Annotated in this window: 10 protein-coding genes; all 10 read right to left on the bottom strand. The window is 32.2% G+C overall.

The window, feature by feature from the left end; all coding sequences use genetic code 11:
- Positions 1–49: 49 nt before the first annotated feature.
- A complete protein-coding gene (locus ABW637_RS16930) occupies positions 50–757 on the bottom strand; it encodes a 4'-phosphopantetheinyl transferase family protein (RefSeq protein WP_367585915.1) in 708 nt (235 codons plus the stop codon).
- A 280-nt stretch (positions 758–1,037) separates the two neighbouring features.
- Entirely contained in the window at positions 1,038–1,457 is a 420-nt protein-coding gene (locus tag ABW637_RS16925) for a hypothetical protein (RefSeq protein ID WP_367585914.1), read from the bottom strand.
- Positions 1,458–1,836: 379 nt separating this feature from the next.
- Positions 1,837–1,989 (bottom strand): hypothetical protein, encoded by a 153-nt coding sequence (locus tag ABW637_RS16920; RefSeq protein WP_367585913.1) that lies wholly within the window; start codon positions 1,987–1,989, stop codon positions 1,837–1,839.
- A gap of 103 nt (positions 1,990–2,092) precedes the next feature.
- The gene (locus tag ABW637_RS16915) at positions 2,093–4,477 is read right to left on the bottom strand and encodes an ABC transporter permease (protein ID WP_367585912.1); all 2,385 of its coding nucleotides are present in this window, start codon (positions 4,475–4,477) and stop codon (positions 2,093–2,095) included.
- 22 nt (positions 4,478–4,499) lie between these two features.
- Entirely contained in the window at positions 4,500–5,222 is a 723-nt protein-coding gene (locus tag ABW637_RS16910) for an ABC transporter ATP-binding protein (protein WP_367585911.1), read from the bottom strand.
- A 13-nt stretch (positions 5,223–5,235) separates the two neighbouring features.
- Positions 5,236–6,486, bottom strand: a complete 1,251-nt coding sequence (locus ABW637_RS16905) for an efflux RND transporter periplasmic adaptor subunit (RefSeq protein WP_367585910.1) — start codon at positions 6,484–6,486, stop codon at positions 5,236–5,238.
- Positions 6,487–6,493: 7 nt separating this feature from the next.
- Positions 6,494–7,843, bottom strand: a complete 1,350-nt coding sequence (locus ABW637_RS16900) for a TolC family protein (protein WP_367585909.1) — start codon at positions 7,841–7,843, stop codon at positions 6,494–6,496.
- A 385-nt stretch (positions 7,844–8,228) separates the two neighbouring features.
- The gene (locus ABW637_RS16895) at positions 8,229–8,972 is read right to left on the bottom strand and encodes a thioesterase II family protein (protein ID WP_367585908.1); all 744 of its coding nucleotides are present in this window, start codon (positions 8,970–8,972) and stop codon (positions 8,229–8,231) included.
- A 10-nt stretch (positions 8,973–8,982) separates the two neighbouring features.
- The gene (locus ABW637_RS16890) at positions 8,983–14,604 is read right to left on the bottom strand and encodes a non-ribosomal peptide synthetase (protein ID WP_367585907.1); all 5,622 of its coding nucleotides are present in this window, start codon (positions 14,602–14,604) and stop codon (positions 8,983–8,985) included.
- On the bottom strand, positions 14,601–16,796 hold a 2,196-nt coding region (locus tag ABW637_RS16885; RefSeq protein ID WP_367585906.1), incomplete at its 5' end, for a non-ribosomal peptide synthetase. The genes ABW637_RS16885 and ABW637_RS16890, both read right to left, overlap by 4 nt.

Below are 16,796 nucleotides of genomic sequence, written 5' to 3'. Positions count from 1 at the left end.
AAATAATATTATAATCATGATACAAGAACCATGAACCCTCAAAAAATAGTTAAAACTCTATCTCTATTAATTTGACTTGAGTAGCCTTAGATTTAAACGCAATAGAACAATGCATGTCATTTAATCGTAGACTTTTTATGTTCCACTTAACATTGTCATATATACTATAGTTATCTTCGACTTTTATATCAAGAAGAGGTATCGACATTCCTTTACCAATAGCTTTAATAATAGCCTCTTTTTTAGTCCAATACTCATAAAACTTAGAGAGACCTACTTTGCTAATTTCTTCCATTTCCCTATCAGAAAACACATTCTCAAATAAGGTATATTCAATATCTTTAACCTCTTCTACATCGATTCCGATAGGTTGTTTACTAAATATACACACTACAGTATTTCCGCTATGAGAAATATTAAAATTCATCCCGCAACCTTCTACATATGGTTTACCATAGGAGTCTTTCAAGAAGTTTTTAAACTCTAATTCTGAATTACAAAACATCTTATACCCCATGTACACCATTAGTTTACCAATCAAACAATTATATCTATCTTGCCATCGTCGAAATCGCAAAACTTCTTTTTGAAAATTATAGGGTAAAAAGTTTAAATAATGATTCCAAAGGTCATTATTTAATTGTTTATCAAATGAGTAATGGAATAAATAAGATTCTTTATCCTCGACCCTAATTTGAGGATATTCATCTATCCTTGAAAAAGGGATTGCTTTTATATATGTATCTTGTATAATCATTTATACTGTTTTAAAATCATTGTGAAAGCAGAATTCTTGACTTATTTCTGTTAAAGGAAATAATCATATATCAATTAGAATTTGATCTTTGATCACTATCTTCTAATTCTAATTTAACTAAGGTATTATAGCGTATTGAAGTATATACTTACCTTAGCAATTACTATCATTAGCTTTGTAATATTTTACCTGAAATCTGGATTATATGCTACTATAAAATCAGAATATTTTTAATGGGAAGAAAAGCTAAAACAAGGCTACTATTATCAAAGAAGAAATCTTAGCTGGCCGTTGCTTTAGATTCATTAATCACACCATCTTTTATAAAATTCCTTTCCTCCTTTTCTAAATACGTTGTTAGAGAGACAACATCATCTAGGGTATCGCTATTTTCAAGATTACCCATTGTAGTAACAAGTAGCTTTACGACTCTTTCTCTTAAATCAGAAAACCCAAAATAATTGTTCGACTTTTGAAGTGTCCAGTTTAAAAAATTCAAACTCCACATGTGGCAAGTTAATTTTGAAGACGTAGCTTCGTCTAATTTGATACCCTTAATTTTCACAAAACTCCCCTTGTCATTAACCAATACTGGAAACTCTACCCCTAGTATATTTATTAAATCTTTCTCTATTTTCAATATTTCAGAAACATTTTTTTCTAAAACATGGTTCGACAAAAACTCTAAATCGCTATTCATATCTTAAAGGTTTTATTATGGTTAATACGGAAGTAAAGAGAAATTTGCTTAGTGCACTAATAGTTATTTGTACAACTATTCGAATAACACGGGCATTTATTATTTTGGGACTCAGATAAAACATGAGTCCCATGTATTCGATTCAACTTTTTTTCACAAATTGCTTTCTTGATTGCACAAACGTTTTTTACATTTTCTTTTCTCATGATGTTGTGTTTTTGATTTATCTTATTTGAAAGATATTATGTGTTTAGTAGAAATTAAAAAAGCAAAGATTACCCTTACCACTACTTAGGTATGAGAAGAGTAATCTATTTTTGCTTTTTTTACTAATTGTGGATTACACAAGAGGGTAGTTTGCAATTGACTTAACATAGGGTTATTTTATAACCACTGTTTCATCGTCACAACACCAAACAAATGTACATGCTCGCAAATGTTTTCCTCCTTTTATAGTTTCTGGATTGTCTAGGGTCGTAACTTTTAATTTTTCTAAGCCTAATTTTTGTTTTTTACTTTGTGAATTTTTCATGTTGTTTGTTTTTAATAGATTAATTATTATTAAAAATTTAAATGATTTTTATCTCAATAGTTATAGTATTACCCTTTGGCAGTTCATATCAGAAAAAATGTAGTTATTCTTCTCTCAGGGCTTTAATCGGATTATTATTTGCAGTAATAATTGCTTGTCCTCCTACTGTTAATAATGCTACCAATAATGCTATCAAACCAGCGCCTAAAAAATACAATAGACTTAGAGGAATCCTATATGCAAAAGTTGTAAGCCAATTATTGGTCAATATATAAGCAATCGGTAATGCAATTAGAATAGCCACAAGAACAAGTTTTGCAAACTCGCTAGAAAGCATAATGACAATTTGCTTAGCACTTTGACCCAGCACTTTTCTTACACTGATCTCTTTTCTTCTTCTTTCAGCGGTAAAGGTTGCCAATCCAAATAATCCTAAACAAGAAACTATTATTGCTAATCCGGCAAAATATTTGGACAAAACCCCTACTCGTTGTTCTGCTATGTATTGAGCTTGAAAATTTTTATCTAAAAAGGTATATTCGAATAAGTAACCAGGGTTAAAACGTTGATAAATACGTTCTAGGTTATCCAGCACCTCACGTTCTCTGCCTTTTTCAATTCTTACTAGAATTTCTGAAATCTTAGGGTTATCATTAAGCCTGAAGAACATAGGTTTTACTTCTTCCTGAAGGGATTGAAAATGAAAATCTTTAAGCACTCCTATTATCGTATAAGAGTTCCCTACATACTGCACTGTTTTCCCAATAGGATTGTCGATCCCCATAGTTTTTATTGCCATTTCATTGAATACTATTGCAGTATTATCTGTTGAATAGTCCTTAGAAAAAGAACGCCCTTCTTTTACCTGAATACTCATAGTTTCTATAAAACCATTACCAACTTGGATATTATGAAACACCTTGTTTGCATCATCTTCATTTCCAGACCAAAGTAGACCACTTGTTGTACTTATTTCTGTTCCCACTATATTTTGGTTAGTAGTTGCTGCATTTACAACCCCAGGAACAGATTTTATTTCGTTAAGAAACGATTCTGAATTAACTTGTAACCCTCCTTCTTTTAAGAAATAAACAACATTATCTTTGTTCATTCCTAAATCCTTAGATTGTATAAAATCTACTTGTTGAGAAACCACAAATACTACTACGATTAGAATAATTGACAATGCGAATTGAAAAACAACCAATCCTTTACGAATCCACAATTCGCTCAATGAGTTTTTCATTCTTCCCCTTAGAATAGCTGTGGGACTAAAACGAGATAAATACAAAGCCGGATAACTTCCTGCCAGTAATCCAGTAAATACAACCACTAATAGTATGATCGCTATTATTGTGTTTCCAAAATTAAGGCTCAATTCTTTTCCTGTGATTTGATTAAATTCTGGAATGATAATAAGAACTAGAAAGATAGATACTAATAAAGCTACCAAAGCAGTAGATACAGATTCTCCAAAAAATTGTGCAATTAATTTTTCTCGTTGAGATCCCAATGCTTTCTTTGTTCCTATTTCTTTAAGTCTTCTAGAAGCATTAGCAGTTGAGAGATTCATGTAATTAATACATGCAATTAATAGAATAAAAAACGCAATGATAGCAAACAAGTAAACATAATCCATACGACCGCTTGTTTGTTTTCCATTTTCAAAATTACCAAACAAATAATTTGATGAGTATTGAGTTAGGATTAAATCGGCTTCTACATTACTACTTTGCGTTTTTGAAAAGTTTTTAATCTTAGCAGCAAATTGATCAACGTTCGTACCCTCTTTTAAAACAATATATGTTGAAGGTGCATTGTTTACCCAACTAATTTCTCGTCCGGTCGCTGCTGATTTCTTTTTCCAGGATTTAAAAGACAAAACAAAATCAAATTGTGTGGTAGAGTTAGAAGGTACATCTTTAAAAACACCAGTTACTTGATGTTTATCTTTAATCCCCATAATATCACAATCAATAACTTTACCAATTACATCATGGGTATTACCAAAAAGGCGATTAGCTAAAGATTCAGAAATTGTGATTGAATTGACGTCTTGCAGGGCTTGGCTTTTATTTCCTTGTTCCATTTCATAAGAAAAGACTTCGAAATAATCTTCACTTGCAAATATCCCAGGAGCCTTTATTGTTTTGCCATCTGCAAATAAAGGTGTTTTGCTAAACCATTCGGGTAATGTTTGAGCTACGGCTTGTTCAACTTCTGGGAATTTATCTACCATAGTTTCGGCTAACAGATCCGGTGTCCACGAACGAACTGAAATACCTTCAGACTCTTCAAATTGGTTCCATACCTGGTATAATCTGTCATCATTTTCATGGAATTTATCAAATTGTAATTCGTCGAAAACCCAAAGAGTAATTAATAAGACGCAAGCTAATCCAGTAGAAAGACCGATTAAGTTTATCAAAAAGATTCCCTTATGTTTTTTAATACTTCTTAGGAAGATTTTAAAATTATTTTTTAACATTTTTCTGTGTTTTATTAAGAGATTAATACTGTGCTACTTCTTCTTTGGTTTTGTTTTTTAGGTCAATTTTTACATTATTGACTTCAGTAGCTACTTGTCCGTCAAACAAATTAATTACTCTATGAGCATATTGTGCATCTCGGTCTGAGTGAGTTACCATTACAATTGTAGTCCCTTCTTGATTTAATTCTGTTAAAAGACTCATTACTTCCAAACCATTTTTAGAATCTAAATTACCTGTAGGCTCATCTGCTAAAATTAATTTTGGATTTGTAACCACGGCTCGTGCTATCGCTACACGTTGTTGTTGACCTCCTGATAATTGAGTAGGAAAGTGTTTTTCTCTATGAGCAATATCCATTCGTTCTAGTACTTTTAGTACTAATTCTCTTCGTTCGCTCTTGTTGTAATTAAGGTAAATTAATGGTAATTCTACGTTTTCAAAAACAGTAAGTTCATCGATGAGATTAAAGCTTTGAAAAACAAAACCTATAACCCCTTTGCGTAATTCTGTTCTTTGTCGTTCAGTTAATCCTGCGACTTCGTATTCTGCAAACAGGTAACTTCCTTCATTCGGGTTGTCCAACATTCCTATAATATTTAATAAGGTTGACTTTCCGCATCCCGAAGGTCCCATAATAGCTACGAAATCACCTTCGTCTACATTAAACTGCACTCCATTTAATGCATATGTTTCTAACTCTTCAGTTCTAAAACTTTTCTTAAGATTTTGAATTTTTATCATTTCTAGATTGTTTTTATTTTAATACTATTTTATCTGCTTTTTCGAAACTATTATAGTTGGAGGTAATCACTTTTTCTCCAGCTTGTAATCCTTCTAAAACTTCATAATATTGGGAGTTTTGTTTACCTATACGAATGTTTCTTTTTTCTGCTTCTTGGTTGTCATGATTAACTACAAAAACCCACTGCCCACCAGTACTTTGAAAGTGACTCCCTTTTGGTAAGAGGGTAGCGTCTGAAGATTCTCCTAATTGTAGTTTTATGTTATAACTTTGCCCAGTACGTATTGTTTCTGGTTTTTCATTTACAAAAACAAGATCAACCTTAAAGTTTCCGTTTCTTACTTCTGGATATACTTTTCTTAATCGTAATTCATATTTTTTTCCATTCCTATCTAATATTGCTGTCAAATCTCTTTTAACACGATCTATGTAATGTTCATCTATGCTAGCTTCAATTTTGTAGTTTGTAAGCACATTGATCTGCCCAATACGTTCTCCCTGGGCTATATTCTGTCCTATTTCTGCATCTAAAAATCCTAATTGTCCATCGGCTGGAGCGCGAACATTTAATTGATCTATTCGCTCATACACCATGGATAGTGCTTGTTTCATTCTTACTAAATCGGTATCAAGACCTGAGAGTGATGTTTTGCGTAGTTGCGCATCTTGTTCTGTTTGCAGTTTCACAATTTCAAACTGCTTTTTAGAAAGGATATAATCTTCTTTAGACGTTAGATAGGTTTCTTTAGAAATCAATTCATCTTTATACAGTTCTTCATTCTGTTCGAACTTTCGTTTATTGCGTTGTAATTCGTGAGCTGATGTTGCTAATGATTTTTGACCATCTATTCTTCTTGAATCAAAAGTTAATTTTGTTGATCGTAAATCGTTTTGCTTTAATGCCAAATTACTTTCGCTTGCTAAGATTTGTTCATATAGATTTGGGTTTTCTAGCTTTAAAATAATGTCCCCTTTTTTTACCGCTGCACCTTCTTCTATTAACTTTTCTTGCACACGTCCCCCCACATAGGCATCCATGTAAATTGTTAAAATTGGTGCTACATTTCCGTTTATAGTTATGTAATCGTCAAATTTACCGTGAACGACCTCTCCAATAGAAACCCTATCCATTTCGGTTTTAAAGGATCCTGACGATTGACTGTATACAATTTTCCATCCGGCTACGAGCAACAGTGCAGCAAGAGCCATGTAACCAATGTGCTTTTTTTGAATTCCTTTTTTCTTTTGAATTTGTATGTCCATCTTTTTATTATTTTATATTAAAAATTGATAATCCTTTATAGAATGCAAGTGTATTTTTATTTACTTCGAGCGATAGCTTTATTTGCAAATTTTCATTTTGTGAAAGAGCATATGTGTTTTTAGCCGTAAATAATTCTATGGCACTTATCATTCCTTTTTCATATTTTTTTTGTGCGGTATTGAATGCTAAAAATTGAGATTTTACCTTCAAATTACTTTGCGAATATTCAGCTTCTAAAGACTGTAGCTCTAAAACCAAGTCTTGAATTGTTCTAAGAAGTTCTTGTTCTTGTATTTTTAGATCATTTTTAGCTCTTAAAAGCTCTATTTTTTTCTGTTTTACGTCTGATCTTGTAGTCCATCCATTACTTATTGGGATTTTTAAAGAAAGACCAACGTACTTATACATGTTATTCTCAAATTGTTGGTTGAAGGATATCGTATTTCCAAGATCATCTGTATTGGTTTCGAAATAGCCTGATCCAACACCTCCAAATAGAGTTAATGACGGGTAGTAGTTGGATTTAGATACTTTTACTTGCTTTTCTGCCGCTTCTACTTTTAGTCGATTAGCTTCGATGATAGGAAGAAAATCCATTGCCTTGTTAAAAACATTATCTGTTTGAACTTCTAAAGGATTAGTTATGCTATCGTTTTTTAAAATTTCGGATTGAATTTCTATATCATTCCCCCCTTCTAAATTCATCTCTTGAATTAGCTTTAATTTAGCAGTCCTTAAATTATTCTCACTTTTAGTGACCTCTAGTTTATCTGTAAGCAATAATGATTCTGAGTCATAAAGATCAGACTTGGCACTTACTCCTAATTGTACTTTTTTACTTATCAGATCATAGTTAGATTGGGATACTGATTGTTGTTCTTTAGAGATTTCTAGAGCTCCTTCAAAAAAAAGAATATCATAAAAAGCCGCCATAACCCTAAAACCTAATAAATATTTTTGTTGTGCAGATTCTTCTTTTGCAGCCTGATAAATTAATTTACTTGCTTTTATGGTGTTTAATTTCTGAAACCCTTTAAACAAATCCATATCAAATTCTAGCAAATAATTATTAGAAAAAAAATCAGCATCGACTATGCTATTAGTATTCGGATCTGCTGATCTACCATATCGAATACCATAATCTACGGCACCATTAGCATTAGGCAGTAAGCTTCTTATGGCTTGTCTATGTGTTTCTTTGTTTGTATCAATATTATATTGGAAGTCATTAAGTTCTAGATTATGACTAAGAGCATATGATATGCAATCTTCTAAGGACCATTTCTCTTGTGAAAACAAGGAACTATTCATAATAATTAAGAATAGGGTACTTAAAATTCTGATTTTTCGATTCATGATAATTTAATTTGACATTGTTATTCTCGCTTTACAAGAAAAAGAAGGCGATATATTAGTGCAGACCGATTGTTAACTGAATAAATTCGCGTCTAAATATGGGTAATATCATTTAAGAATTGATCTAGCTGCTTTTAGATTGTATAAACAGCTTTGGGATTGTTAGAAACCTGGATACATGGTTTAATGCAGAGTGAATTATAAATTAAACCATATTTTGAATCCAGATAACTTCTTTAAAAATAAATTGTTATATCTCTAATGAGACTAGTATTCATCTTATAAAAAGAAATAACATAAGAATTGAAGTAAACTCATCCAAACACATTATGAATGTATACGAGGAATTAAAAAGTACATTCTGTATCAAAAAACTTACTTTGTTTTATTGTTCTAGCACTAATTCTTTTCGAAGTATTTTTCTTTGTTTATTATTTAGATTCTTATTAATAACCGTTACTACTTCTTCAGTTTTTTCGTTTAGAAAAAAATGCCCTCCATCAAAATACTGGATATAACACTCTCGATTAGTCAACATCATCCAACCATCTCCTTCTTGCTTAGTTAGGTCATCATCTTTTCCCAAAAGAATAATTAAACTTGTTTCTAAAATTTCATTTTTTTCAATAAAACGATATGTTTCTACTAGTCTAAAATCGTTCTTTAATATGGGTAGAAATAATTCCAGCAGTTCGGGATGTTCAAAAAATTCTTTTGGGGTTCCTCCTAGATTTAATACTTCTTTTCTAAATTCATCAATAGGCATTTGACTAAATGCTTTCCTTTCTTTTGGAATATTAGGAGCACTTCTACCAGAAATAAAGATTTGCAATGGTAAAGGTAGTTTTTCTTGTTGTATCCTTTTTGCCAATTCATATACCATAATACCACCCATACTATGACCAAATAATGCATAAGGATTTTTTGATATGTCATCACGAATGATATTTAAAACATCATCTACTGCATCGTCTATACTGTCATACAACGATTCATCGAATCTCTTTCCCCTTCCCGATAGTTCGATAGGCTTTAATACTACATTGGGCATTAAAAGATTTTTCCATGAGCTGTATACGGTAGCAGAACCTCCTGCATATGGCAAGCAATATAAATTTATTTTACTCATAACAATTTATTTACTGTATCAATTCTTTACAAGTTGTATTAATTTCAATTTCCTGAATAATCATTTCTGATAATGTCCCTAAGTTTTCAGCATTCAAAATACCATAATGATTTGCTTCAATATAAGAATGACTTACAGTACCATAAGTATATTGATCCCATTCTTGCATATGAGCTAAGTTAATATTCTGACTTGCCTCAATGGTAGTAATATCGCTTTCAATTTTACCATTTACCATGTATTCATCTAGTATTTTTGAGTTATTAAAAACAAGTTTTTTTATACGTTCTTTATCATCGGAAGGCACTTCGTTAAACCAAAATGCCAACTCGGTTTCTAGTTGAGCAGTAACAGATTCCTCATTTAATATTTCTCCTGTTGAATTCTCTTTTACACCCCTATCGATAAAGATTAATTTAACATCATATGATTTTTCTTCTAAAATTTTACTCATTTCAAAGGCTACAGGTACCCCCATAGAATAAGCAACTAATGTTATCGTTTTACTTGATTCTACTTGTAATATCTCTGGTACAAATGTTGCTGCCATTTCTTCAATACTACTATTCAAATCTGTTTCTTTATCAAATCCTTTATACTGAAGACCAAATGAATTATAACCTTCGATTAGAGTTGCTAAATCTCTGAAAATCGTTGATGAACCAATAATAGGTGGGATAAAGAATATATTTTTATATTCTTTATCTGTATTTTTCAATTTTACAATTAAGCTATCATCTTTATGCTTGTTTTCGATGAATTGTGAAAGTTCGATTATACTAAGATTGTTATAAATATCTTTTAATGATATAGTGCAACCTAGCTCTTTAAAAGTAGCGCTGACGATTTGAGTAGCTTTTAATGAATTACCCCCCATTTCGAAAAAATTACTATCTGTACTAATCTCTGATTGATTAAGAATAGATTGCCATATTTTTAGTAATCCATTTTCAGTACTATTTACAGGTTTTATAATGATTGGATTATTTTCGGATGACAAATTTTTCTTCTCTAATTCTTTCCTATTTACTTTCCCCGTGGCTGTTAGTGGTAGTTTTTCTACATTCCTAAACTGAGTGGGCACCATATATATTGGTAATTTTGATTTTAAAAACTCTTTAAGCTCTATATTTAATGCTCTATCCATACTAAGCATATATGGGACCGGAAACTCTTTTATATTTATTTTTCCATTAGTTGTTATTGGAAAATGCTCTACTCTCATAAAATAGCTGGAGACCATATAATGAGGTAATCGTTCTTTTAAAAAGGAACGAAACTGTTCATTATCAATTTCTATTGAAGAGATATAATAAGTAATCAGGTGCTTATTCCCATTTGGATCCGCCTTTGCTACTGTATAGCAATTTGTAACATCTTTATATAAAAGAGCTACTGTATCGACTTCTGCGGGTTCAACTCGATACCCTCTAATTTTTACCTGATTATCTTTACGTCCATAAAACTCTAGCAATCCGTCACTATTCCATTTTGCCATGTCCCCGGTTTTATAAAGAACATCTTCTCCTAAAACATTTGACAAAAAACATTGATTTGTTTCCTCATCTCTATTTAAATAACCTCTGGCAACTCCCGATCCGGCAATATAAATTTCACCCAATGTCCCATGATCTACCTCTTTCATTTGGTCATCTAATAAGTAAATTCGATGATTTTTAAGAGGGCTACCGATAACATTACATTTTGTATTTTTAGTTATTTGAGCAAATGAAGCACATACTGTGGCTTCTGTTGGGCCATATGTATTATATAGCCTAATACTCTCGGGAATTTTATTAAAGTGTGAATCTCTTAATTGATCTCCTCCACTTATTATAATTCGTGGATAATGTGTAAACTCTTTCATTCTATGATTTAACTCACTTATGACTAAAGGAGTAGAACTTACCACGGTTACTTTATTTGCATTTACAGATGTAATCATCGCATCTACATCTTTACCGCCTTCTGGAAAAAGAACCAATTTTCCTCCTGCACACAGGATAGGAAAAATTTCTTCTACTGAGGTATCAAAAGAAATAGAAGATTGCTGAATTACAGTATCCAGATTATTTAATTCAAAATACTCTTTAAAAGTATTAACATAATCTATAACAGAATACTGTTCTACCATTACCCCTTTAGGTACCCCTGTAGATCCTGATGTATACAGTATGTAGCATAAGTCCCTGGGGGTTCCATAGTTTTTATCTAATGCTTTTTCACCATTTAGATTTGAGTTTAAAGTTGCATTATAGATAAGTTTAGGAATACTTGTATCTATACACCTATTATGATTATCGATATCTAAAACTAATAGATTTACAGAACTATCATTCACTATTTGCTTCATTCTACTTTCTGGATATTCTGCATCTATAGGCACATATGCGGCTCCAGTTTTTAATATGGCGAGAATGGTGATAATCAACTTTTCTGACCTATTCATAATTATACCTACTAAGTCTCCATTCTGTATTTGATAGTTGGATTTAAGTAGATATGCTAAATGGTTTACTTTACTGTTTAACTCGGCATAGGACATTGTTTTTCCTTCATATACCAAAGCCGTATCATCAAAATACTTCTCGACTGATTTTTCGAAAATCTCACTAATCGTAAGTTGTGATATCGATTCATTCACATCTTTTTGTTTTGGAATGTTTTCGCCAGCGTGTTTGTAATGGTTTTCTATTGGTTCGGTCGCTCTTGTCTGCTTTGCCCTTTTAACATAATACGCAACCAAATGGCTATTTTTATGATCATCTTCATTGACTACAACAGCTGCTTCTTGAACTTCTGGGTGCTCTAGAATCTTACATTCTATCTCTCCTGGTTCTATTCTGTTTCCTCCTATTCTGATTTGATTATCTTTCCTACCTAAAAATTCTATCTCTCCCTTACTATTCCAACACCCAATATCACCTGTTTTATACATTTTGGTATTTACATCTGTATGATAGGGGTTATGAATAAATCGTTCATTCGTTTTTGTTTCCTGATTTAAATATCCTTTCGCTAAACAAACTCCTCCAATATAGATCTCCCCTGGTACACCCACAGGTAATAATTTACCTCCATTGTCTAGTATATATAGATTTACATTTGCAATTGGTTTACCTATCGGAATTATCTTGTCATTTGGTTTTGTTTCATATATACTAACCTCTATAGATGCTTCGGTAGGACCATAAAGGTTAATGAGAGGTGCTTTAAATTTTGAATAATACCTATTTACTGTTTCTTTTAATAATTCTTCACCGCTAGCAAAAACAAATCTTATCGTAGATAATTTATCTATGTGTTCTTCTTCCATTTCCAGAAATTTGTTCAACATAGTAGGAGAGAAATGTACATAGGTAACGCCAAACTTTCTAATAGTATCAACAATTTCTATATTAGATTGACTATTGGCGATCAAAAGTTTGGCTCCAAAACATAATGGCATAAAAAGCTCTCCTATAGACACATCAAAGACGATAGGTGTTTTTTGATAAATAACATCATTATTACTAAACTGATATGTATCCCATAACCATTGAATTCTATTAATGATTCCCTTGTTTTTTATCATCACTCCTTTGGGGTCTCCAGTTGATCCCGAAGTATATAAAATGGCAAAGATATCCTCAGAATTTATTTTAACTTCGGGATTTTTTTGAGCAGTTTTTTCAATGTCATGTTTTACCGTTTTGGGATTTACAACAGTAAGGTTTTCATAAACCAACTCGCTCAGCTCATCGGTAATCAAAATATTTAATTGAGTGTCATTAATAATATACTCTTTTCTTTCATCGGGGTAGCTAGGGTCTATGGGTACATAGATTGCCCCTAGTTTAATGATACTTAAAAGTGTTATCATTCTATCAACACTTTCGTCCATCATAACTCCTATATAATCTCCTTTTTGTACTGTATAGTTTTGGTTTAGATAATTCGACAAGCAATTGGCCCTTACGTTTACTTCATTAAAAGTTAATTCTTCATCAAAGGAAATTATACCTTTTGCATTAGGGTTTTTCTTTGCATTAGATTCTATAAGTTCTTTGAGGCTAGCATCTATATAATTCTCTTTTTCAGTATCATTAAACTGGCGCAAGATTTGGTCTTTTTCTTCTATTGATAAGTACTCTATTGAATCAATTTTTTGATTCGTATTTTCTACAATAGATAAGATCATATTTTTAAGATGCGATGCCATCCTAACTATCTTCTCTTTTTCGAATAAGGAGGTGCTATAATTAATATCAATTTTACAACTACCATCTTTTAATTTTAAAAATGCATAAGTAATATCAAACTTACTAACGCCTTCATCTGTAGTAGCAATTTCATCTGTATAATTAGAATCCTGGATCGAATCTATTTCCTCTATATCATTATCCAGGGATACCATTACATCGAACAAAGGGTTCCTATTCATTTCTCTATCATAGCTTAGCTCGTCTACTAATATATCATATGGATAGAACTGATGTTCGTACGCTTCTAATAATACATTACTCACTTCTGTTAGTAACTGATGGATATCGTAAGTTCCTTTAATACTTGAGCGAAGCACAACCGTATTACTATAAAATCCTACTTGGTTTTCTAGCTCTCTATGATTTCTACCACTTACAGGAGAGCCAACAATAATATCCTCCTGTCCTGTATATCTATATAATAATGCTTTAACAATTGCAGTCATTACCATAAATAAAGAGGCACCATGTTGGTTTCCCAAATTCGTTAATTTCTCAACCGTTTCGCTATCAATAAGAAAAGAAGCTCCTGCCCCTTTTTGGTCTTTTTGCATGCTTCTTTTAGCATCCAATGGCAATTTTAATGCAGTTAGTTCTCCTGATAGTTTTTTATGCCAATATTTCTTAGAAGCATTTAATTTACCAAGTTTCAATTGCTCATGTTGCCAATGAGAATAATCTTTATACTGTATTCCTAGTTTTGGTAAATTTAGAGGAACCCCAGTACTATAATGATCATAAAAAGCCAAGAAATCTTTTAAGAGAACACTTGTGGACCATCCATCGGTAACTATATGATGGAGCACTAATATCAATGTATATTTTTCATCAGAGGATTGTACCAATGTGGTACGTATAGAAGACATTGATAAATCAAAAGGTGATGTGGCTTCTTTTTCTATAATATCATCTAACTCATCTTCATTTACTTTTTCATAGGTAACTTCATAATCAAACTCTTTAATTGCATGTACACGCTGACGAGGTTCTCCATCAATCATATGAATCGTAGTCCTTAATATTTCATGCCTTTCTAACAAAGCATTAATCGCCTTACGAAATGATGGTATGTCTATGGTATCAAAAGAATACGTTAACGGAACATTATACAGCCCTTCTACTCCCGAAATTTGTTCTATTACCCATAATCTTCTTTGTGCATGTGAAATAGCATAGTGCTCCTGTTCTTCAACTGGAGTGATTAGTTCTTTTTCTTTACTAACAGATTCAAAAAAAGAAATTATTTCACTTTTTCTAACTTTGATTTCATTGATAATTTCGGGCGTTAGGTCATCTTGAGAGGCTTTAATTTTTAGTTCGCCATCTTTAACATTAATGATAATGCCCTTATGATTTCTCAAATCGGAGATATATTTATCTATTTTCATATAGTTAGTTCTATTATATTGTCCTTTTTTTCTATTTCAATTTCAATTTGTTTAACCGTTATGATATAGTCCGACAGGCTATTGATTTTTGGATTATCAAATATTTCTCTTAAGGTGATTTCTAATTCAAATTCTTTGGCAATTTTATTTACTAAAGCAATGGCTTTTAATGAGTGACCTCCCAGTTCAAAAAAGCTTTTATCCACACTGATAAATTTTTCGTCTAAGGCTAATACTTCAGCCCATATTTTTGCTATTAGACATTCAATTTTATTGGAAGGTCGTACATAATCATGTTCTATTTTCACCTCTGGTTCTGGTAAATTCTTTTTGTCAACCTTACCACTTGAATTAAAGGGAATACTAGTTAAATGAACATAATGATTCGGAATCATATACTCTGGTAATTTATCCGATAAATAGCTTTTTAGATCACTGGTGCTAATCTCTTCCAAAGCAGTATAATAACAAACCAAGTAGCGGTCTCCTTCTTTTTCTTTAACTACTAATATGGCTTCCTCTAGTGCTTCAAAATTTCTTAATTCACTTTCTATCTCACCTAGCTCTATTCTAAACCCTCTTATTTTTATTTGTTCATCTATTCGTCCTAAGAACTCGATATTACCATCTGGTAACCATCTGGCCAAATCACCTGTCTTATACATTCGGCCATTAGCCCTGTAAGGATTGTCTACAAACCTCTCTTGAGTCAATTTATCATTATGAAGATATCCATGTGCTAAAGACTCTCCTCCAACATAAAGCTCTCCAATAACACCGATCGGTAATAGTTCCTTATTGCTCCCTAGAATGTAGGCCTGGGTGTTATGTATTGGTTTCCCTATTGGAATTTTAGTATCTGAATCAGGCTGCTCTTTAACTGCATGAACTGTACTTATCACTGTGGCCTCTGTAGGACCGTAAGCATTAAACAAATTATAATTCTTATACAGTTTATTTGCTATATGTGCATTACAAACCTCTCCCCCGACAACTATATTTCTTAATTTTTCATGAAACTCTATCTCTATATTTTCTAAAAACGTAGGAGTCGCCAATAGACAGGTAACCTCATGTTTTCTTATATAGTCATTGAAATTCTTGCTGCTTAGCATTGTCTCTTTATCAATAAGCACCAAACTAACCCCACTTAACAAAGCGGTCCATAGTTGTTCTACAGAAGCATCAAAAACAATCTCTGACAGTTGTAAAATTCTATCATCATCTTTGAGGGTATACGTTTCTCTTTGGAAACAAACAAGATTAATTACCGATTGATGACCTACCGCTACTCCTTTTGGCCTTCCTGTTGATCCCGAAGTGTAAATAATATAAGCAGCATCGGTACTATCAATACTTGTAGTCGTATTATGGCTGGGCATTTTATCAATCATACCAGTATCAATATCAATAGTGGTAATGAGTTCCTGGTACTGCTCTTTTCTGCCTTGGTCTGTAAGCAACATTACAGCTTTACTATCCTTAAGACTATGTAATACTCTTTGTTTGGGTTGAGTGCCATCTAAGGGTAAGTAGATTCCTCCTGTCTTTAAAACAGCTATAATGCCAACAATCATTTCTATGGAACGATTTAACATTACCCCTACAACATCTCCTTTTTGTACCCCCTTATCTAGTAAATAGTGAGCTACAGTATTGGATCTTTGATTAAGCTCTGCATAAGTAAGCTTGGTGTCCCCATAAATTAATGCCGTTTGATCTGGCGTATTGTTAACATGAGTCTCAAAGACAGAGACTATAGAATCTTCTCTAGGATATGGGGAATATGTATCATTAAACTCGTCTACAAGCTGATTCTGCTCTTCTGCAGATAAAATGTTTATATCAGACAGTTTAATATCTATATTTTCGGTAACTGCTGCAACTATGCTCTTGTAATATCCTACAAATCTCTCTATAGTTTGCTCCGTAAATAAATCTAATGAGTAAGCGATACTAAAAGAAAACTGATTATTATTTCCTGTAGCGGTCAAACTCATATCAAATTTTGACATCCTACTATCATTTGGATATTCGGACAATTTTAGCCCGGGAATATCCAGTCCTTTTTCGATAAAATTCTGGTATGAAAATAAAACATCAAATAATGGATTTCGACTGGTATCACGTTCAATTTTTAACTCATCTATAAGTGCCTCATATTGATACGATTGATTCCCAATGCAAGCCAA

Source organism: Aquimarina penaris (genome assembly GCF_040786285.1).
Taxonomy (GTDB): Bacteria; Bacteroidota; Bacteroidia; order Flavobacteriales; family Flavobacteriaceae; genus Aquimarina.
This window is presented reverse-complemented; position numbering and strand designations above follow the sequence as displayed.

Excerpts from the sequence above, each read along its gene's own strand:
- ABW637_RS16930 (WP_367585915.1), bottom strand. The coding sequence starts at position 757 with ATGATTATACAAGATACATATATAAAAGCAATCCCTTTTTCAAGGATA.
- ABW637_RS16905 (WP_367585910.1), bottom strand. The coding sequence starts at position 6,486 with ATGGACATACAAATTCAAAAGAAAAAAGGAATTCAAAAAAAGCACATT.
- ABW637_RS16915 (WP_367585912.1), bottom strand. The coding sequence starts at position 4,477 with ATGTTAAAAAATAATTTTAAAATCTTCCTAAGAAGTATTAAAAAACAT.
- ABW637_RS16895 (WP_367585908.1), bottom strand. The coding sequence starts at position 8,972 with ATGAGTAAAATAAATTTATATTGCTTGCCATATGCAGGAGGTTCTGCT.
- ABW637_RS16890 (WP_367585907.1), bottom strand. The coding sequence starts at position 14,604 with ATGAAAATAGATAAATATATCTCCGATTTGAGAAATCATAAGGGCATT.
- ABW637_RS16900 (WP_367585909.1), bottom strand. The coding sequence starts at position 7,843 with ATGAATCGAAAAATCAGAATTTTAAGTACCCTATTCTTAATTATTATG.
- ABW637_RS16920 (WP_367585913.1), bottom strand. The coding sequence starts at position 1,989 with ATGAAAAATTCACAAAGTAAAAAACAAAAATTAGGCTTAGAAAAATTA.
- ABW637_RS16925 (WP_367585914.1), bottom strand. The coding sequence starts at position 1,457 with ATGAATAGCGATTTAGAGTTTTTGTCGAACCATGTTTTAGAAAAAAAT.
- ABW637_RS16910 (WP_367585911.1), bottom strand. The coding sequence starts at position 5,222 with ATGATAAAAATTCAAAATCTTAAGAAAAGTTTTAGAACTGAAGAGTTA.